Here is an 18,384-nt window from a genome sequence, read left to right as displayed (position 1 = left end):
GAGTTGTCTCCTTGTGGTCAGCGACAGGCGGTCGCCGTGGGCCGGATTCTGGAGACTCCTGATTGCGGGTTTGGTACTGGTTTCGCCATTTCCAATACTTCAATGCACTGGTTGATCGGTGACTTCCCTAGTTTCGGAAAGCAGGGATGTGGGGGAAGGCGACTCCAATCAGGGTTTACGCAGGTAGGCAGCAAGTCCAAAAAATCTACAATATGGACATTCATCCACAATATGGACAAATCGCAAAATGCCCCTCGATGACTCCGACCCCAACCCGAAGACCCCCTACCAGTACCCGAACCCGCCCGACGCGCTGCCGGAGATCGTGGTGCCTCATGCGATCCCGACGGACGAACGGCTGTGGGTGCCGCAGGCGGAGAACGTGTGGTTTCGCCCGCTGTGCCTGAACGCCAGCCAGGGCTACTGGATGAACCTGCTGCGCGTGCGCAAGTCCGGCGTGCTCAGCCGCCACCGTCATCCGCAGGCGGTGCACGGGTTCGTGCTGAAGGGGCGCTGGCGCTATCTCGAGCACGACTGGGAAGCCACCGAAGGCAGCTATGTGTTCGAACCGCCGGGTGAAACCCACACGCTGTACGTGCCGGAGGATGTGGAGGAAATGATCACGTACTTCCAGGTGAACGGTGTCATGTACTACACCGACCCTTGGGGAAAGGGCATGGGCTACGAGGACGTGTTCACCAAGATCGACATGTGCCGCAAGCACTTCGAGGCGGTGGGCCTGGGCGACGACTTCACCAAGCAGTTCATTCGATGAGCGGGAACTACGGCCGTGCAAGCTACGACTTCGCCAGCGCCGTGGCGGTCGTCACGGGCGGGGCGAGCGGCATCGGCGCCGAGGTCGTCACGCACCTGCGGCGTTGCGGCGCGCGTGTCGCCGTCTGGGACATGGCGGAGCTCGCCGACGATGATGCGTGGCAGGTCGATGTGACCGCCCTCGAGAGCGTCGAGCGCGCCGCGCAGGAAGTCGTGAGGCGATTCGGACGCATCGACTTCGTCGTCAACAGCGCGGGCTTCGCGGGGCCGACGATGCCGGTCGATGCCTACGACCCGCTGATGTGGCGGCGCATCGTCGACGTCAATCTCGTCGGCACCTTCAACGTCTGCCGGGCCGTGGTGCCGCATCTGCGCGCAGCGGGGGCAGGGCGCATCGTCAACATCGCATCGCTGGCCGGCAAGGAGGGCACGCCCGACGCCTCGGCCTACAGCGCGGCCAAGGCGGGCGTGCTCGCGTTGACCAAGTCGCTCGGCAAGGAACTCGCGACGACCGGGATCCTCGTCAATGCCATCGCACCGGCCGCAGTGCGCACGCCGATCCTGGCGCAGATGTCGCCCGCGCACGTACGGACCATGATCGACAAGAGCCCCATGCAGCGTCTCGGGGAAAGCGTCGAAGTGGCCGAGATGGTGGCGTGGCTCTGCTCGGGCTCATGCACCTTCAACACCGCATCTGTCTTTGATCTTTCAGGCGGACGCGCAACCTACTGATTCGCGGCGTCGCGCCCCTGTGTGCAACGTCATCCCTTTTTCCAACACCACCAGAGACATCCCATGATTCGATTCGCTCAAAATCTGCGCCGCCTCGCGGTCCTGTCCATGCTGCCCGCCGCTGCACTGCTCACTGCCGGCCAGGCCTCGGCGCAGGCGCGCGACTTTCCCAGCAAGCCGATCGAATTGGTCGTGCCTTTCCAGCCGGGCGGCGGCACCGATGCGCTGGCGCGCGCCTTCGCCGATGCCACGCGCAAGCACATGCCTCAAAGCATGATCATCGTGAACAAGCCGGGCGCGAGCGGCGCCATCGGCTGGCAGGACGTGATCAACGCCAAGCCGGACGGCTATCGCCTCGCGGTCGTCACGGTCGAGCTGACCACGCTGCCGCACATGGGCCTCGCGAAGTTCACCTACGATGACCTCACGCCCATCGCGCGTCTCAATGCCGACCAGGCCGCGATCACCGTGCGCGCCGATGCACCATGGAACACCATCGAGGAGTTCCTTGCAGCAGCCAAGAAGGACAGCGGCAAGCTCAGCATGGGCAACGCCGGCAACGGATCGATCTGGCACCTGGCAGCGGCCGCCCTCGAAGACAAGACCAGCGTGAAGTTCAACCACACGCCGTTCCAGGGTGCGGGCCCGGCGGTGCTCGCCTTGCTCGGTGGCCACATCGATGCCGTGGCTGTCAGCCCGGCCGAGGTCACGACCTATGTGCAGGCCGGCAAGCTGAAGACGCTGGCCGTGATGGCCGACCAGCGCGTGAAGGGCTTCGACAAGGTGCCGACGCTGAAGGAGCGCGGCATCGACCTGACCATCGGCACCTGGCGCGGCATTGCGGCGCCGAAGAACACGCCGCCGGAAGTCGTCGCGTACCTGAAAGACCTGAGCAAGAAGGCCTCGGACGAAGCCGCTTTCCGCGAAGTACTGGAGAAGCAGAACCTGGGCTTCGCCTACGCGGACGACGTCGCCTTCAAGGCCGTCATGGCCAAGGACAGTGCCTACTTCAAGTCGCTGATGGGCAAGCTCGACATCAAGAACTGATCATTCGCGACATGACTTATCAGGCAGAACTTTTCAAGGGAAAGCGGGCGCTGGTGGCGGGGGCCACGCAGGGCATCGGTGCGGTCATCGCCAACCACCTTGCCGCGCTCGGCGCTGAAGTGACGGCCCTCGGACTGGGTGCCGGCGACGGCACGCTGGACGCGGCGGTCGAGGTCCGGCAGGCCGACGTGACGTCGGTCGACAGCCTCGAGGCGGCACTGTCCGGCATCGAACGGCTCGACATCGTCTTCAACTGCGCGGGCATCATCCAGCGCGGCGCAGAGCACGACCTGGAGGTCTTCCAGAAAGTGCTGAACGTGAACCTCACGGGCACCATGCGCGTTTGCACGATGACACGCGAGCGGCTGAAGGCGAGCCGGGGCTGCATCGTCAATACCGCATCGATGCTCAGCTTCTTCGGCGGCGGGCTGGTGCCCGGCTACGCGGCCAGCAAGGGCGGTGTGGCGCAGCTCACCAAGTCGCTCGCCATCAGCTACGCGGCGGACGGCATCCGGGTCAATGCAGTGGCGCCGGGCTGGATCGCCACGCCGTTGACCAAGCCGCTGCAGGACGACCCTTCGCGCGCCGGCCCGATCCTGGCACGTACGCCGCTTGGGCGCTGGGGCACGCCGGACGACGTGGCGCGCGCGGCGATGTTCCTGTGCACGCCCGCGGCATCGTTCATGACGGGCGTGATCCTGCCGGTGGATGGTGGCTACATGGTGGCCTGAGGACGATGGTGCAAGACGAGCGGCGTGAATCGCACGAGGATAATGACCGGGCCGCTTCGCTCCTTCCCTCACTCGCTGGTCTCAGCGTTCGTTCCATGCCTGCTCCCCGGTCTTCTCCCATCACCCCAACGCCCGTCGAGGAGTCCGTCCAGGCGAAGGTCGCCGGCACCGCGGCGTTCTCGAAATTCATGCGCGTGCTGCAATTGGTGGCGGATGCCGACGAGCCACTGAATGTCGGCGCGCTGATGCGCGCGAGCGGTTATCCGCGCCCGACGGTGCATCGCATCGTTGCGGCGCTGATCGCCGAGCGCCTGCTGGTCGAGAACCAGAGCAGCGCGACCGTGGCGCTCGGCCCACGCCTGATCCAGCTCGCGAGCCGCAGTTGGGGCCGGTCGGAATTGCGCCTGGCCGCCGTCGACGAACTCAAGCGGCTGCGCGACCTGACCGGCGAAACCGTGCACCTCGCCGTGCCCAACGGCACGAGCATGGTCTACATCGAGAAGCTCGAAAGCCCGAGCGCCGTGCGCATGGCCTCGCGAATCGGCACGAGCGTCTCGTTGCACTCGACGGCAGTGGGCAAGGCCTATCTGGCCGCTCTCGATGACAAGACCTGCAAGGGCCTGGTCAAGGGCCTGCCCATGCCTCGGTACACCGACAAGACGATGGTCGAGCCCGCGGCGCTGCGCGCCCAGATCGAACAAACGCGCGAGCGGGGCTGGTCGGTGGACAACGAGGAGAACGAGGCGGGCATCTTCTGCTTCGGCGCCGCGATCCGCGGAGCGGGCGGCGAGCCCGTGGCGGCCATCAGCGTCAGCACCTTGATGTTTCGCCAGAAGGAAGACCCGGAGCAGGCCTACGTGGCGCCGCTGCTCGAAGCATGCCGGGTGATCTCGGAGCGAATCGTGCAGACGCCATCGCTTTCGTCCGGCGACGTTCTGTAGAGCATCGCTCGAATCTCACGCCATTGCACGGGCCGCGCTGCCTGGAACTGGGGGCGATGGCAGCAAGCGTTCAGGCAGCTTGCAGCGATGTCCCGCGTTCGCCGAGGCGGCTGCTCAACGCCGCCAGCGCCAGTGCGCCGAGCGTGATGGCGGCACCGGCCCACGGCAGGTCGGCGAGCGGGGCGCCCGCAGCCAGCATGCCGCTGCCAATCCACGCGCCGGTCGCATTGCCGAGGTTGAACGCGCCCTGGTTCAGCGTCGATGCCAGGTTGGGCGCGGCATCGGCGTGCTGCACGATGAGCGTCTGCAGCAGGGGCACGAGCGCGAAGGAAAGGGTGGTCCACAGCAGCATCAGCACGACGGTGGCGGCCTTCACCGGCAGCACGAAATGCATGAGCGCCAGGACCAGCGCGTTGAGCCCGAGCACCAGCAGCATCGACGGCACCAGGCGCCGGTCGCCGAGGCGCCCGCCGACCGTGCTGCCAATGGTCAGGCCCACGCCCAGCAGGAGCAGGATGGGCGCGACCGCTGCGTCCGAGAAGCCGCTCACCTGCGTGAGCAGCGGCGCGATGTAGGTGAACACGCAGAACAGGCTTGCCGACGTCAGCGCGCTGGTTGCCAGCGCCAGCAGCACCCGGCGATCCGCCAGTACGGTGAATTCGCGCAGGATGTTCCCTTTCTGCATCTCGATGTGCCGCGGCAGCAGCACCACCAGCGACGCGACCGCTGCCAGCGCGATCACCACGATGGATGCAAAGGTCATGCGCCAGCCGTAGTGCTCGCCGACGATGCGGCCGAGCGGCACGCCGAGCACATTGGCCAGCGTGAGGCCGGTGAACATGAGCGCAATCGCCTGCGAGCGCCTGTTGGGTGCCACCAGTCCCGCGGCGACGACCGAGCCGATGCCGAAGAAGGTGCCGTGCGCGAGTGCGGTGATCACACGGGCCGCCATCAGCAAACCGTAGTTGGGCGCCAATGCGCACAGCAGGTTGCCGAGCACGAAAAGCGAGGCCAGGGCGATCAGCGTGGCCTTGCGCGGCAGCCGCGCCGTTGCCACGGCGAACACCGGTGCGCCGACCACCACGCCCATGGCGTAGCCGGTGACCAGCAATCCTGCCTGGGAGAGTGTGACGCCGAGGTCGAGCGCCATGTCAGGCAGCAGCCCCATCACGACGAATTCGCTGGTGCCGATGGCGAACGCGGCGGCCGCGAGGGCCAACAAGGCGACAGGCATGCGCGCCGGCGCTGGGAGTGGCGAATCGTTCGAGGTGGTCATTGGAATATTAGGGTTAACCCTATTATCCCGGACGTCTCGTCTCAAGCGGCTGGCAAAAGGGAATTTCGGCGGAACTCCGTCGCATAAAACAACAGTGCGACGACTGCAAAAGCGCCGCCGAGGAGGCACAAGCCACCCCAGCCGTGGAACGCATAGATCGCCGCGGCAAGGCCGGAAGCCAGGGCCGCACACATGAAGATGAAGGTCAGGAACAGCCCGTTCAGCCGGCCGCGCAGCTCGGGCGCCAGGACATAAAGGCTACGGAGGCTGAGCACGTTGCACAACTGGACCGCGCCGTCGAGCAGGATGCCGGCGGCGACCAGGCCCGCCAGCGAACGGAAATGGACTGCCACGGCGCCCAGCCCGAAGGACAGCAAGGCGGCGACGATCGCCATGCCGGTTGCCGGCCGCGTGAGCCCGCGGTCCGCCAGGCGGCCGGCCCATGGTGCCGCCAGCGCCCCGGCTGCACCGGCCAGCGCAAACAGCGCGATCCCGCCCTGGCCCAGCCCGAATTCATGGGCCAGTGCGAGTGGCACCGCAGTCCAGAACGCCTGGAAGCCCGCGAACATCATCCCCTGGTAGAAGGCGCGGCGACGCAGCAGCGGCGTGCGCCACACGATGCCGGGCAGCGACGCCATGGTGCGCGCATAGCCGGTCGACGCATGCGGCCGGCGCCGCGGCAACGCGCGCCACAGCACCACGGCCAGCGTCGCCATCAAGGCCGCGGAAATGGCGAACACGGCGCGCCATCCGAAGGCCGCCGCGATCAGGCTCGAAAACGGCCGGGCCAGCATGATCCCGGCCAACAGCCCTGCCATGATGTTGCCCACGACCTTGCCGCGCGTCGCTTCCGGCACGAGGTGCGACGCCAGGGGCACCAGCACCTGGGCCGCCACCGCACAAGTCCCGACGACGAACGAAGCCGCGAGGAAGGTCGCCGCCGAATTCGACAGCGCGATGCCGACGAGGCCGATGACCGCACCCGCCATCAGGCAGGTGATCAGCCGCCGGTTTTCCACCACGTCGGCCAGCGGCACCAGCATCAGCAGGCCAGCGCCGTAGCCGAGTTGGGTCAGCGTCATGATCAGTCCGGCCAGGCCTGCATGCAACTGGAGCGTGACGGCGATCGGCCCGATCAGTGGCTGTGCGAAGTAGATGTTGGCGACGCAGAGCCCGCACGCGATGGCGAACAGGATGGTCAACGCGGCGGACAGCCCGGCAGGCGCTACGCCGGGCGTCCCGCTGGGAGCGGAGTCTTGGGGATGGGGCACGGAGAAGTCTCGCAAGGGGCTCCAGGGCTTGCCCTGGATGGAGGGCCGGGACCTTAGCATGTCTCTCACGAACGTGCCGGAGCCGCTCCGAGGCTTGGTGCGCCGCCCTGCAAGTGCCTTGGTGGAAAATGCCTTGCTCCCCCGAAAGACCAAGCGCTTATTCAATGCTGACAACGAACCACGGCGACAGGGTGCTTTCCGTCGCACCCATGATGGACTGGACGGATCGCCACTGCCGGTATTTCCATCGCCTTCTCACGCGGCGCACGCTGCTCTACACCGAGATGGTGACGACTGGCGCGCTCATCCACGGGGACGTGCCCCGTCATCTGCGATTCCATGGCGAGGAGCATCCCGTTGCGCTCCAACTCGGCGGCAGCGAGCCCGTCGATCTGGCGCATTGCGCGAAGCTGGGCGAGGAGTGGGGCTACGACGAGATCAACATCAACTGCGGCTGCCCGAGCGAGCGCGTACAACGCGGTGCCTTCGGCGCCTGTCTGATGAACGAGCCGCAGCTCGTGGCCGACTGCGTCAAGGCGATGGTCGATGTGGTGAATGTGCCCGTCACGGTCAAGCATCGCATCGGCATCGACAAGATCGAGAGCTATGAGTTCGTGCGCGACTTCGTCGGCAAGGTGAGCGAAGCGGGCTGCGGCACATTCATCGTGCACGCGCGCAACGCCTGGCTCAAGGGCCTGTCCCCCAAGCAAAACCGAGAAGTGCCGCCGCTGCGTTACGAGCTGGTGCATCGGCTCAAGCATGACTTCCCGGCGCTGCGCTTCTCCATCAACGGCGGCTTCAGCGACAACGCGCAGATGCATGCGCACCTGCGCCTGCTCGACGGCGTGATGGTCGGCCGCGAGGCCTATCACAACCCCTGGTGGCTGTCCGAATGGGATGCCGTCTTCTACGGCGATGCCCCCTCGACGCTGACGCGGGAAGAGGTCGAGCGCCAGATGTGCGACTACATGGCGCGCGAGGCGGCCGAGCACGGCACGCCATGGTCGAACATCGCACGTCACATGCTGGGCCTGCGCAATGGCCTCCCCGGTGCCCGCCGCTGGCGCCAGGTCTGGAGCGACCACCGCCTCAAGTCCCGCCCCCCGCACGAGGTCATGGCGATCGCACACGAGCCGGCAGAGCAGGCTGCCTGAGGCGACAGCAAGCCAGCCAGTTCCAGAAATACCGCAATATCGGCTTCGCGGGCCGCAGGTATTGCCCCTGGCAGGGTTGAGCGGCCACCCGAAGAGGGCAAGCCGTGGCAAGCCGTGGGGGCGAGCCTAGTTCGCTGCTTCCAGGCCGTTGCTGAAGTGCTGCTGCATGCGCGCCATCGCCTCGGCCGCATCGCGCGACTTGATCGCGGCCATGACGGCCCGATGCTCTTTCAGCGACTCGCCGATGCGGCCAGACTTGAGCAGCGAGTTGTGGCGATTGAGCTTCATCACCTTGCGCAGGTCGGCCACCATCTGGTCCCGCCAGCGGTTGTTCGCAATGGCGAGCAGCCGCATGTGGAAGCGCTCGTTGATCGCGAAGAAATGCACCCGATTCACGTGACCTGGCGCGGCCGCGGCCTCGAGCTCGGCATGGAGGGCATCGAGCTCGGCCAGCTCGGCTTCCGACGCATGTTCGGCAACCACGCCAGCGGCGTCGCTCTCCAGCAGGCTCAGCAGGTGGTAGACGTCCGCCAGATCCTTCTCTGACACCTCGGTCACGTAAGCGCCGCGCCGCACCTTCATCGTGACCAGGCCTTCGGCCGCAAGCACCTTCAGCGCCTCGCGCAAGGGTGTGCGGCTGATGCCGTACTCGTCGGCCAGCTTGAGTTCGTCGATCCAGCTCCCGGGTTCAAGCTCGCGGCTGAAGATGCGCTGGCGCAGCAGTTCGGCCACTTCTTCATAGAGGGCGCGCGGTGTAAGGGTGACAGCAGACATGGGTGGAATGTACCGCAAGTTCGATCTTTGAATTAATAATTACAGATCGGTTAGACTAGCGATCGAATTTGAACTGTGCCGCTCCTGCGCGGACACTCCGACACACTCGCACGACTTGCAAAGCGGCGCTCATGAGCAAATCCGACATTACTTTCTCCACCGCCAGCCTCGAAGCCTGGACCAAGGCCGCCGCCAAATCGGCCCCCGCCGGGGATCTCAAGGCACTGAACTGGATCACCCCCGACGGCATCACCGTCAAGCCGCTCTATACCGCGGCCGACCTCCAGGGCCTGAAGTACACCGACACGCTGCCGGGCTTCGAGCCCTACCTGCGCGGCCCGCAAGCCACGATGTACTCGGTGCGTCCGTGGACCATCCGCCAATACGCGGGCTTCTCGACGGCGGAAGAATCCAATGCCTTCTATCGCAAGGCGCTTGCGGCGGGGGGGCAGGGCGTCAGCGTGGCCTTCGACCTCGCGACCCATCGCGGCTACGACAGCGACCACCCGCGCGTGACCGGCGACGTCGGCAAGGCGGGCGTCGCGATCGATTCGGTCGAGGACATGAAGATCCTGTTCGATCAGATCCCGCTGGACAAGGTGAGCGTCTCGATGACGATGAACGGCGCGGTGCTGCCGGTGCTGGCAGGCTACGTGGTCGCGGCCGAGGAGCAGGGCGTCGCGCAGGACCAGCTGAGCGGGACCATCCAGAACGACATCCTCAAGGAGTTCATGGTCCGCAACACCTACATCTTCCCGCCCCAGCCGTCGATGCGGATCATCGGCGACATCATCGAGTACACGGCGCAGAAGATGCCGAAGTTCAACTCGATCTCGATCAGCGGCTATCACATGCAGGAGGCCGGCGCCAACCAGGCGCTCGAACTGGCCTTCACGCTGGCCGACGGCAAGGAATACGTAAAGACCGCGCTTGCCAAGGGGCTCGACGTCGACGTCTTCGCGGGCCGGCTGAGCTTCTTCTGGGCGATCGGCATGAACTTCTACCTCGAAGTCGCCAAGATGCGCGCCGCGCGCCTGCTGTGGTGCCGGATCATGAAGGAGTTCGACCCGAAGAACCCCAAGAGCCTCATGCTGCGCACACACTGCCAGACCTCGGGCTGGTCGCTGACGGAGCAGGACCCGTACAACAACGTCGTGCGCACCACCATCGAGGCCATGGCCGCGGTGTTCGGCGGCACGCAGAGCCTGCACACCAATGCACTCGACGAGGCCATCGCGCTGCCGACCGAGTTCAGCGCCCGCATCGCGCGCAATACGCAGCTCATCATCCAGGAGGAGACGCACATCACCAACGTGATCGACCCCTGGGCCGGCAGCTACATGATGGAGAAGCTCACGCAGGACATGGCCGATGCGGCCTGGGCCATCATCGAGGAGGTCGAGGCCATGGGTGGCATGACAAAGGCTGTCGACAGCGGCTGGGCCAAGCTCAAGATCGAGGCCGCCGCCGCCGACAAGCAGGCCCGGATCGACTCGGGCAGGGACGTGATCGTGGGCGTCAACAAGTACAAGCTCAAGGAAGAGGAAACGCACGACATCCTGCAGATCGACAACGTCAAGGTGCGCGACGGCCAGATCGCCAAGCTCAGGGCGATTCGCGAGAAGCGCGACAGCGCTGCCGTGCAGGCCGCCCTCGATGCGCTTACTGCCGCTGCGGAGAGCGGCGAGGGCAATCTGCTCGAGCTGAGCATTCAGGGCGTGCGCCTGCGCGCCACCGTCGGCGAGATCAGCGACGCACTTGAAAAAGTCTACGGCCGTCACCGCGCCGACACGCAGAAAGTGACCGGCGTCTACGCCGCCGCCTACGACTCCGCGGAAGGCTGGGAAGCGCTGCAGCACGAAATCGCCGCCTTCGCCGAAGAGCAGGGTCGGCGCCCGCGCGTGATGATTTCCAAGCTGGGGCAGGACGGCCACGATCGCGGCGCGAAAGTTGTTGCGACGGCATTCGCCGACCTGGGCTTCGACGTCGACATGGGGCCCCTGTTCCAGACGCCCGAGGAATGCGCGCGCCAGGCGATCGAGAACGACGTGCACGCCGTGGGCGTCAGCACGCTTGCCGCCGGACACAAGACGCTGGTGCCTGCCATCATCGAGGAGCTCAGGAAGCAGGGCGCCGACGACATCATCGTGTTCGTGGGCGGAGTGATTCCGCGCCAGGACTACGACTTCCTGTACGAGGCTGGCGTGAAGGGCATCTACGGCCCGGGCACTCCGATCCCGGCCAGCGCCAAGGACGTGCTGGAACAGATTCGCGCGGCAGTAGCGGCTTGAACATGCCGGTTAGAACACCGGTCACCGCTGAAGCGCTGGCGACCTCGGATGGTGCTGTGCAACGCCGCGCGATTGCAAAGGCGATCACGCTGCTCGAATCCACCCGCGACGACCACCGTGCGCTGGCCGACGAGCTCCTCACAGGACTGCTGCCGCACACGGGGAAGTCATTCCGGCTGGGGATTTCGGGCGTACCCGGCGTCGGCAAGTCGACCTTCATCGAGGCGCTGGGGCTGTTCCTGATCGAGCGCGGCCACCGCGTGGCGGTGCTCACCGTCGACCCTTCATCCACCGTCTCGGGCGGCTCGATCCTCGGCGACAAGACCCGCATGGAGAAGCTCTCGGTGCACGAGCGCGCCTATATCCGGCCGAGCCCGTCGTCGGGCACGCTGGGGGGCGTCGCCGAGAAGACGCGAGAGGCGATGCTGGTGTGCGAAGCGGCTGGCTATGACATCGTGATCGTCGAGACCGTCGGGGTGGGCCAGAGCGAGACTGCGGTTTCTGGCATGACCGACATGTTCGTGCTGCTCCAGCTACCGAACGCCGGCGACGACCTGCAGGCCATCAAGAAGGGCGTGATGGAACTGGCCGATCTCGTCGTCATCAACAAGGCCGACATCGACAAGGATGCCGCGACCCGCGCGCAAGCGCAGATCACCTCTGCGCTGCGCCTCTTCGGGCACCACGGCAACCCGGCGCACGCGCAGGTGATGCATGCGGCGCACGCCGCGCCGGGTTCGCCGGAATCGGAAGTGCGCTTCTGGCTGCCCAAGGTGATTCAGCTCAGCGCATTGGCAGGCACCGGCATCGATGCCTTCTGGGATGCTGTGCTGCAGTTCAAGGCGCTGCAGTCCGCGAACGGCAAACTCGCCACGCGCCGCGAAAAGCAGGCGCTCTCATGGATGTGGGAGCGCATCGACGCCGGCCTGAAGCAGGCGTTCCGCCATCACCCGCAGGTGCGAGAGCTGTTGCCCCAAGCGATCGCCCAGGTCGCGGCCGGCGCGCTGCCTGCATCGACCGCCGCGCGCAATCTGCTCGCCGCCCAGGCGGGACGGGCGTAGCCTGTCGCCTGTCACCCCCAAAAGATCAACTCTCCCGACGGAACGTCATGAAAGAAATCCTCGAACAACTTGAAAAACGCCGCGAACAGGCGAGGCTTGGTGGCGGCCAGAAGCGCATCGACGCGCAGCATGCCAAGGGCAAGCTGACGGCGCGCGAACGCATCGAACTGCTGCTCGACGACAACACCTTCGAAGAATGGGACATGTTCGTCGAACATCGATCGAGCGATTTCGGCATGGCCGACAACAAGATCCCGGGCGATGGCGTGGTCACCGGCTACGGGATGATCAACGGCCGCCTGGTCTTCATCTTCAGCCAGGACTTCACCGTCTTCGGCGGCGCGCTCAGCGAGGCCCATGCCGAGAAGATCTGCAAGGTGATGGACCAGGCCATGAAGGTCGGCGCGCCGGTCATCGGCCTCAACGATTCGGGCGGCGCCCGCATCCAGGAGGGCGTGGCATCGCTCGGTGGCTATGCCGACGTGTTCCAGCGCAACGTGATGGCCTCGGGCGTGGTGCCGCAGATCAGCATGATCATGGGACCCTGCGCGGGCGGCGCGGTGTATTCGCCCGCCATGACCGACTTCATCTTCATGGTGCGCGACAGCTCGTACATGTTCGTCACCGGCCCCGAAGTCGTGAAGACAGTGACGCACGAGGACGTGACCGCCGAGGAACTGGGCGGCGCGCTGACGCACACCACCAAGAGCGGCGTGGCCGATATGGCCTTCGAGAACGACGTCGAGGCGCTGATGATGCTGCGCCGGCTCTACAACTACCTGCCGCTCAACAACCGCGAGAAGCCTCCTGTGCGCCCCAGCGGCGATCCGGCGGACCGCGCCGACCTCTCGCTCGACACGCTCGTGCCCGACAACCCGAACAAGCCCTACGACATGAAGGAGCTGATCGTGAAGGTGGTCGACGACGGCGACTTCTTCGAACTGCAGCCCGACTACGCGAAGAACATCGTGATCGGCTTCGCACGCATGGAAGGTCAGAGCGTCGGCATCGTGGCGAACCAGCCGCTGGTGCTCGCCGGCTGCCTGGATATCAAGTCGTCGATCAAGGCGGCGCGTTTCGTGCGCTTCTGCGATGCGTTCAACATTCCGGTCGTGACCTTCGTCGACGTTCCCGGATTCATGCCCGGCACCAGCCAGGAGTACGGCGGCATCATCAAGCACGGCGCCAAGCTGCTCTATGCCTATGCCGAATGCACGGTGCCGAAGATCACGGTCATCACGCGCAAGGCCTACGGCGGCGCGTACGACGTGATGGCCTCGAAGCACCTGCGCGGCGACGTCAACCTCGCCTGGCCGCGCGCCGAGATCGCGGTGATGGGCGCCAAGGGCGCGGTGGAGATCATCTTCCGTGAGGACAAGAATGATCCGGAGAAACTCGCGGCGCGCGAGGCCGAGTACAAGGCGCGCTTTGCGAACCCCTATGTGGCCGGAACGCGTGGCTATATCGACGATGTGATCCTGCCGAGCGAGACCCGCAAGCGCATCTGCCGCAGTCTGGTGATGCTGCGCGAGAAGAAGCTCGAGAACCCGTGGCGCAAACACGGCAACATCCCGCTCTGAGCACGGAAAGAAGAACATGTTCAAGAAAATCCTGATCGCCAACCGCGGCGAAATCGCCTGCCGCGTCATCAAGACCGCCAAGAAGATGGGCATCCTCACGGTCGCCGTCTATTCCGATGCCGACAAGGACGCGCGCCATGTCGAACTCGCCGACGAGGCGGTGCATATCGGCGCCTCGCCGAGCCGCGAGAGCTACCTGCAGGCGGACCGCATCATCGCGGCCTGCAAGCAGACAGGCGCCGAGGCGGTGCACCCCGGCTACGGCTTCTTGTCGGAGAACGAGGCGTTCGCCAGGAAGGTCGAAGAAGAGGGCATCATCTTCATCGGCCCCAAGCACTACTCAATTGCCGCAATGGGCGACAAGATCGCCTCGAAGAAGCTCGCGAACGAGGCCAAGGTCAACACCATTCCGGGCTGGAACGACGCCATCGAGACAGCCGAGCGGGCGGTCGAGATCGCCAGGGACGTCGGCTACCCCGTGATGATCAAGGCATCGGCCGGCGGGGGCGGCAAGGGCCTGCGTGTGGCCTACAACGACAAGGACGCCTTCGACGGCTTCACCTCCTGCCGCAACGAGGCGCGAAACAGCTTCGGCGACGACCGGGTATTCATCGAGAAGTTCGTCGAGGAGCCGCGTCACATCGAGATTCAGGTGCTCGGCGATGCGCACGGCAACGTGATCTACCTGAACGAGCGTGAGTGCTCGATCCAGCGCCGGCACCAGAAGGTGATCGAGGAAGCGCCGTCTCCCTTCATCAGCGAGGGCACGCGCAGGGCCATGGGCGAGCAGGCCGTGGCGCTCGCGAAGGCCGTGAAGTACCAGAGCGCCGGCACGGTGGAGTTCGTCGTCGGCAAGGACCAGAGCTTCTACTTCCTCGAGATGAACACGCGGCTGCAGGTAGAGCATCCGGTGACCGAGGCCATCACGGGGCTCGACCTGGTCGAACTGATGATCCGGGTCGCGGCGGGCGAGAAGCTGCCATTGGCGCAGCAGGACGTGAAACGCGACGGATGGGCCATCGAGTGCCGGATCAACGCCGAAGACCCGTTCCGCAACTTCCTGCCTTCGACCGGCCGACTGGTGCGCTTCCAGCCGCCGAAGGAGACCATGTTCTCGGCGGATACCAAGCATCTCTACGGTGTCCGGGTGGACACGGGCGTGTACGACGGCGGCGAGATTCCGATGTTCTATGACTCGATGATCGCCAAGCTGATCGTCCACGGGCGTGATCGCGCGCACGCCATTGCCTTGATGCGCGAGGCCCTCAATGGCTTCGTGATTCGCGGCATCAGCAGCAACATCCCGTTCCAGGCCGCGCTGCTTGCGCATCCGAAGTTCGTGAGCGGCGAGTTCAATACGGGCTTCATCGCCGAACACTATGGCAAGGGCTTCCACGCGGAAGACGTCCCGCACGACGATCCCGATTTCCTTGTTGCGCTGGCCGCCTTCATGCATCGCCGGTATCGCGCGCGCGCATCGGGTATCAGCGGGCAGCTTGAAGGACACGGCGTCAAGGTGGGTGAGCAGTTCGTCGTGGTCGTGATGGATGACAAGGGCGAGCACGCGCACAAGCCGGTGTCGGTCACTGATTTCCATGGACAGTCAGGCTCCAGCGCCGTGGCCGTGGGCGACCGCAACTACAAGATCGACAGCAAGGCGTCGCTCGGCAGCGTCCGGGTGGAAGGCAACGTCAACGGGCGCGCGTTCGTCGCGCAGGTGGAACGGGGCGCGGGCAAGAACCCGCTGTCACTGCGCGTGTCGCACAACGGTACGCAGATCGAGGGGCTGGTGCTGTCGCCTCTTGGCGCGCGGCTGCTGAAGCTGATGCCCTACAAGGCGCCGCCGGACCTGAGCAAGTTCCTGATGTCGCCCATGCCGGGCCTCCTCGTAGAGGTGTCCGTGAAGCCGGGTCAGCAGGTGCAAGCCGGCGAGAAGCTGGCGGTGATCGAGGCGATGAAGATGGAGAACGTGTTGTTCGCGACGCAGGATGGCGTGGTCGCCAGCATCGATGCGGCCAAGGGCGAGTCGCTGTCCGTTGACCAGGTGATCATGGAGTTTGCATGAGCCGCCCATTCAAGGTGCTGGGCATCCAGCAGATCGCGATCGGCGGCCCGGACAAGGGCCGGCTGCAGAAACTCTGGGTCGAGATGCTGGGGCTTGAGGTCACCGGCACGTTCAAGAGCGAGCGTGAAAACGTCGACGAGGACATCTGCGCGATCGGCAGCGGGCCGTTCAAGGTCGAAGTCGATCTGATGCAGCCGCTGGACCCCGAGAAGAAGCCCGCGGTTCACGCCACGCCGTTGAATCATGTCGGCCTTTGGATCGACGATCTCCCGAAGGCGGTCGAATGGCTTGCCGCGCAGGGAGTGCGCTTTGCGCCCGGCGGGATCCGTCAAGGGGCCGCAGGCTTCGACATCTGCTTTCTGCACCCGAAGGCCAACGAGGAGTTCCCGATCGCGGGCGAGGGCGTGCTGATCGAACTGGTACAGGCGCCGCCGGAAGTGATCAAGGCCTTTTCGGCGCTCGCGGCGGGCTAGGGCAGCGACAGGCGCCGTTTGCCGCCCCGGTGACGCCGGCTATTTGATTCCTGTCCTGGCCGCGCTGGCGGCACGTGCACGGGCTAGCGCGGCCTCGACGATGGCGCGCTTGCGGTCTGTCGGGGGCGGCGTTTCCGATGGACTCTCCGGTGCCTTGACGGGCCCTTCGGTTTTCTTGCGCCGCCGGTCGTGCGCTTCATAGCGGCTTCGTGCATGGTCCGCCTGCGCTTGCGACCAGGCGTGCCATCCGCTTCGGCCGGGCGTCGCCACTTCGAGCGAAATGCAGTCGACGGGACAGACCGGGATGCAGAGTTCACACCCCGTGCAATGCGCCTCGATCACGGTGTGCATGCGCTTGTGGATCCCCAGGATCGCGTCGGTCGGGCATGCATCGAGGCACAAGGTGCAGCCGATGCACCAGGCTTCGTCGATCACCGCCATGGCCCGCGGCCCTTCGACGCCGAACTGGGCATCGATCGGCTGGACCGGCTTGCCGGTGATGCGTGAAAGTCGTGCCACCCCTTCGGCGCCGCCCGGCGGGCATTGAAGGATGCTCGCCTCGCCGGCTGCGATTGCTTGTGCGTAACCCGCGCAATCCGGATAGCCGCAGCGTGTGCACTGCGTTTGCGGCAGCGCCTCCAGGAGGCGCGCGGCCAGCGTGTTCACGATCTCATGGGGACTTGCGTGCGGTCGAACGCGACTGGCGCGCCGGCGCCGTCTTCCGCGCAGCGGCAGCACGCTTCTTCGGCGCTGCGGATGGCCTGATGGTGTCTTCCGCCGTCAGCACGGTCGATTTGTCGGCGCGCTTCTGCGGTTTGTCGTGCGCTTCGATGAAGGCCTTCACTTCAGGGTAGACCTGTTCGCGCCAACGGCGCCCGCTGAAGATGCCGTAATGGCCTGCGCCCTTCACCTCGTAGTGGCGCTGTTCATCCGCAGAGACGCCGGTGCACAGTTCGTGCGCAGCGCGGGTCTGGCCGGAGCCGGAAATGTCGTCGAGCTCGCCTTCGACGGTCAGCAGGCCGGTGGAGCGAATGTCCTGCGGACGCACGGGCTCGCGCACGCCCTCGGGGCTCTTGACTTCCCAGGTGCCGTTCACCAAGTCGAAATCCTGGAACACGGTGCGGATCGTGTCGAGGTAGTAGTCCGCGTCCATGTCGAGCACGGCGTTGTACTCGTCGTAGAAGGTGCGGTGCGCCTCCGCGCTTGCGTCGTCGCCCTTGATCAGGTTCTTGAAGTAGTCGTAATGGCTGCTCGCGTGGCGGTCCGGGTTCATCGCGACGAAGCCGGTGTGCTGCAGGAAGCCGGGATACACGCGGCGACCTGCACCCGGGAACCCGTCAGGCACCCGGTAGATCACGTTGTTCTCGAACCACTCGAAGCTCTTGTTCATCGCCAGGTTGTTGACGGCGGTCGGCGACTTGCGCGCGTCGATGGGGCCACCCATCATGGTCATCGACAGCGGCGTCTTCTCGCCGCGGCTGGCCATCAGGGACACGGCCGCCAGTACGGGGACGGTGGGCTGGCAGACGCTGATCACGTGGCAGTTGCCGTATTCGGCCTGCAGGTAGCGAATGAAGTCTTCGACGTAGTTGATGTAGTCGTCGAGGTGAAATTCGCCCTCGGACAGCGGCACCAGGCGCGCATTGACCCAGTCGGTGATGTAGACCTTGTGCCCTTGCAGCATCGTGCGCACGGTGTCGCGCAGCAGCGTCGCGTAGTGGCCTGAAAGCGGCGCCACGATCAGGACGACGGGCTGGCTCTTCAGCTTATGGAGAATGTGCGGCTCGTCCGTGAAGCGCTTGAAGCGGCGCAACTGGCAGAAGGGCTTCTCGATCTCGACGCTTTCGTGGATCACGACGTCGTGGCCGTCCACCTTGACCGTCTTGATGCCGAATTCCGGTTTTTCGTAGTCCTTGCCCAGTCGGTAGAGCAGGTCGTACCCGGCGGCCATGCGCTGGGCGATCGGTGTCTGCCCGAAGACGGCGCCTTGGCCGTAAAGCTTGGAGGCGGCCTGCGCGAAGTCTGCAAACGGCTCCATGAGGGAGCGCTGTGCTTCGTAAAGTTGGTAGAGCATCGGAGGGGCCAGATAGTTATTGCAATGCAATATATCAGTAGCTCGGTGCTCGAAATAGGGGAACCGCCCCACGAAACTGACGCGGCCGCGACATTCGTGAGTTCTCCACGAAACCGCCCGAAAGCGGCGACGCGGTTGCC

At 65.4% G+C, this 18,384-nt stretch carries 16 protein-coding genes; 11 read left to right on the top strand and 5 right to left on the bottom strand.

Features of this window, described 5'->3' with window-relative positions; all coding sequences use genetic code 11:
- The first annotated feature begins 247 nt into the window (after positions 1 to 247).
- The 5 genes from QTH97_RS12550 (at position 248) to QTH97_RS12530 (ending at position 4,225) form a co-directional block, all read left to right on the top strand.
- Positions 248 to 775 carry a 2,4'-dihydroxyacetophenone dioxygenase family protein gene (locus tag QTH97_RS12550; protein ID WP_286568477.1) on the top strand — a complete coding sequence of 176 codons (528 nt, stop codon included), beginning with the start codon at positions 248 to 250 and terminating at the stop codon, positions 773 to 775.
- Entirely contained in the window at positions 772 to 1,506 is a 735-nt protein-coding gene (locus QTH97_RS12545) for an SDR family NAD(P)-dependent oxidoreductase (protein ID WP_286568476.1), read from the top strand. Before QTH97_RS12550 ends, QTH97_RS12545 begins: the two co-directional genes overlap by 4 nt.
- 63 nt (positions 1,507 to 1,569) lie before the next feature.
- On the top strand, positions 1,570 to 2,553 hold the full coding sequence (locus QTH97_RS12540) for a Bug family tripartite tricarboxylate transporter substrate binding protein (RefSeq protein ID WP_444813426.1): 984 nt from the start codon (positions 1,570 to 1,572) through the stop codon (positions 2,551 to 2,553).
- An 11-nt stretch (positions 2,554 to 2,564) separates the two neighbouring features.
- On the top strand, positions 2,565 to 3,284 hold the full coding sequence (locus QTH97_RS12535) for an SDR family NAD(P)-dependent oxidoreductase (RefSeq protein WP_286568475.1): 720 nt from the start codon (positions 2,565 to 2,567) through the stop codon (positions 3,282 to 3,284).
- Between the two features lie 95 nt (positions 3,285 to 3,379).
- On the top strand, positions 3,380 to 4,225 hold the full coding sequence (locus QTH97_RS12530; protein WP_286568720.1) for an IclR family transcriptional regulator: 846 nt from the start codon (positions 3,380 to 3,382) through the stop codon (positions 4,223 to 4,225).
- A 70-nt stretch (positions 4,226 to 4,295) separates the two neighbouring features.
- Here the strand turns inward: QTH97_RS12530 and QTH97_RS12525 are convergent, their stop codons facing one another.
- A complete protein-coding gene (locus tag QTH97_RS12525) occupies positions 4,296 to 5,459 on the bottom strand; it encodes an MFS transporter (RefSeq protein WP_286568719.1) in 1,164 nt (387 codons plus the stop codon).
- An 83-nt stretch (positions 5,460 to 5,542) separates the two neighbouring features.
- Complete coding sequence (locus tag QTH97_RS12520) at positions 5,543 to 6,772, bottom strand: MFS transporter (RefSeq protein WP_286568474.1); 1,230 nt, start codon at positions 6,770 to 6,772, stop codon at positions 5,543 to 5,545.
- 164 nt (positions 6,773 to 6,936) lie between these two features.
- Here QTH97_RS12520 and dusA point away from each other — a divergent pair, with 164 nt between their 5' ends.
- A complete protein-coding gene (gene dusA / locus QTH97_RS12515; RefSeq protein WP_286568473.1) occupies positions 6,937 to 7,926 on the top strand; it encodes a tRNA dihydrouridine(20/20a) synthase DusA in 990 nt (329 codons plus the stop codon).
- A gap of 126 nt (positions 7,927 to 8,052) precedes the next feature.
- On the opposite strand, the gene QTH97_RS12510 is transcribed toward dusA, so the two are convergent.
- Positions 8,053 to 8,700 carry a GntR family transcriptional regulator gene (locus tag QTH97_RS12510; protein ID WP_286568472.1) on the bottom strand — a complete coding sequence of 216 codons (648 nt, stop codon included), beginning with the start codon at positions 8,698 to 8,700 and terminating at the stop codon, positions 8,053 to 8,055.
- Positions 8,701 to 8,831: 131 nt separating this feature from the next.
- Here QTH97_RS12510 and scpA point away from each other — a divergent pair, with 131 nt between their 5' ends.
- From scpA to QTH97_RS12485, 5 genes are read left to right on the top strand one after another with little or no spacing between them, the layout of a single operon-like run.
- On the top strand, positions 8,832 to 10,991 hold the full coding sequence (gene scpA, locus QTH97_RS12505) for a methylmalonyl-CoA mutase (protein ID WP_286568470.1): 2,160 nt from the start codon (positions 8,832 to 8,834) through the stop codon (positions 10,989 to 10,991).
- A gap of 2 nt (positions 10,992 to 10,993) precedes the next feature.
- The gene (gene meaB, locus QTH97_RS12500; RefSeq protein WP_286568469.1) at positions 10,994 to 12,052 is read left to right on the top strand and encodes a methylmalonyl Co-A mutase-associated GTPase MeaB; all 1,059 of its coding nucleotides are present in this window, start codon (positions 10,994 to 10,996) and stop codon (positions 12,050 to 12,052) included.
- 47 nt (positions 12,053 to 12,099) lie between these two features.
- Positions 12,100 to 13,632, top strand: a complete 1,533-nt coding sequence (locus QTH97_RS12495; protein WP_286568468.1) for an acyl-CoA carboxylase subunit beta — start codon at positions 12,100 to 12,102, stop codon at positions 13,630 to 13,632.
- A 16-nt stretch (positions 13,633 to 13,648) separates the two neighbouring features.
- Positions 13,649 to 15,697: an acetyl-CoA carboxylase biotin carboxylase subunit gene (locus tag QTH97_RS12490; RefSeq protein ID WP_286568467.1), complete on the top strand. Its 2,049-nt coding sequence runs from the start codon at positions 13,649 to 13,651 to the stop codon at positions 15,695 to 15,697.
- A complete protein-coding gene (locus tag QTH97_RS12485) occupies positions 15,694 to 16,170 on the top strand; it encodes a VOC family protein (protein ID WP_286568466.1) in 477 nt (158 codons plus the stop codon). Before QTH97_RS12490 ends, QTH97_RS12485 begins: the two co-directional genes overlap by 4 nt.
- Before the next feature lie 39 nt (positions 16,171 to 16,209).
- On the opposite strand, the gene QTH97_RS12480 is transcribed toward QTH97_RS12485, so the two are convergent.
- Together QTH97_RS12480 and QTH97_RS12475 are read right to left on the bottom strand one after the other, a co-directional pair.
- Positions 16,210 to 16,836, bottom strand: a complete 627-nt coding sequence (locus QTH97_RS12480) for an RnfABCDGE type electron transport complex subunit B (protein ID WP_286568465.1) — start codon at positions 16,834 to 16,836, stop codon at positions 16,210 to 16,212.
- A 4-nt stretch (positions 16,837 to 16,840) separates the two neighbouring features.
- Positions 16,841 to 18,244: a polyhydroxyalkanoate depolymerase gene (locus QTH97_RS12475; RefSeq protein WP_286568464.1), complete on the bottom strand. Its 1,404-nt coding sequence runs from the start codon at positions 18,242 to 18,244 to the stop codon at positions 16,841 to 16,843.
- Positions 18,245 to 18,384 lie beyond the last annotated feature (140 nt).

Origin of the sequence: Variovorax gracilis (assembly GCF_030317115.1) — a bacterium.
GTDB classification, from domain to species: Bacteria; Pseudomonadota; Gammaproteobacteria; order Burkholderiales; family Burkholderiaceae_C; genus Variovorax; species Variovorax gracilis.
The sequence above is the reverse complement of the archived record's forward strand: the minus strand, read 5'-3'. Positions and strand labels throughout refer to the sequence as shown.

Coding starts and splice junctions, on each gene's coding strand:
- QTH97_RS12550 (WP_286568477.1), top strand. CDS start 248: ATGCCCCTCGATGACTCCGACCCCAACCCGAAGACCCCCTACCAGTAC.
- QTH97_RS12545 (WP_286568476.1), top strand. CDS start 772: ATGAGCGGGAACTACGGCCGTGCAAGCTACGACTTCGCCAGCGCCGTG.
- QTH97_RS12540 (WP_444813426.1), top strand. CDS start 1,570: ATGATTCGATTCGCTCAAAATCTGCGCCGCCTCGCGGTCCTGTCCATG.
- QTH97_RS12535 (WP_286568475.1), top strand. CDS start 2,565: ATGACTTATCAGGCAGAACTTTTCAAGGGAAAGCGGGCGCTGGTGGCG.
- QTH97_RS12530 (WP_286568720.1), top strand. CDS start 3,380: ATGCCTGCTCCCCGGTCTTCTCCCATCACCCCAACGCCCGTCGAGGAG.
- QTH97_RS12525 (WP_286568719.1), bottom strand. CDS start 5,459: ATGCCTGTCGCCTTGTTGGCCCTCGCGGCCGCCGCGTTCGCCATCGGC.
- dusA (WP_286568473.1), top strand. CDS start 6,937: ATGCTGACAACGAACCACGGCGACAGGGTGCTTTCCGTCGCACCCATG.
- QTH97_RS12510 (WP_286568472.1), bottom strand. CDS start 8,700: ATGTCTGCTGTCACCCTTACACCGCGCGCCCTCTATGAAGAAGTGGCC.
- scpA (WP_286568470.1), top strand. CDS start 8,832: ATGAGCAAATCCGACATTACTTTCTCCACCGCCAGCCTCGAAGCCTGG.
- meaB (WP_286568469.1), top strand. CDS start 10,994: ATGCCGGTTAGAACACCGGTCACCGCTGAAGCGCTGGCGACCTCGGAT.
- QTH97_RS12495 (WP_286568468.1), top strand. CDS start 12,100: ATGAAAGAAATCCTCGAACAACTTGAAAAACGCCGCGAACAGGCGAGG.
- QTH97_RS12490 (WP_286568467.1), top strand. CDS start 13,649: ATGTTCAAGAAAATCCTGATCGCCAACCGCGGCGAAATCGCCTGCCGC.
- QTH97_RS12485 (WP_286568466.1), top strand. CDS start 15,694: ATGAGCCGCCCATTCAAGGTGCTGGGCATCCAGCAGATCGCGATCGGC.
- QTH97_RS12475 (WP_286568464.1), bottom strand. CDS start 18,244: ATGCTCTACCAACTTTACGAAGCACAGCGCTCCCTCATGGAGCCGTTT.